Here is a 316-nt window from a genome sequence, read left to right as displayed (position 1 = left end):
CCTGCGGAACGAGAAGCGTCACGAGGTAGACGGCGAACAGCGCTCCCCTGCCTCGGAAACGCAATCGCGCGAACGCATACGCCGCGAGCACGCTCGTGATGCAGACGAGGATCGTTCCGAGCACCGATACGACGATCCCGTTCAGCATGAACCGTCCGAACGGCACGTAGGTCCAGGCATCGAGGAAGTTCTGCCATTTGAGCGCACTGCCGAAGAGAGTCGGCGGCGAGGAGAACACCTCGCTGCCGGGTTTGAGCGCGGTCGCGATCATCCAGATGAACGGCATCAGGAAGATGAGCAACACGATCGTCAGCAG

At 61.4% G+C, this 316-nt stretch carries 1 protein-coding gene; it reads right to left on the bottom strand.

Annotation, left to right across the window (positions count from 1 at the left end):
* A partial coding sequence (locus SB660_RS19615) for an ABC transporter permease family protein (RefSeq protein WP_486304203.1) occupies positions 1-316 on the bottom strand: 316 nt, incomplete at both ends.

This window comes from Bacillus sp. SIMBA_005, from assembly GCF_046535585.1.
Lineage (GTDB): Bacteria > Bacillota > Bacilli > Bacillales > Bacillaceae > Bacillus > Bacillus pumilus.
This window is presented reverse-complemented; position numbering and strand designations above follow the sequence as displayed.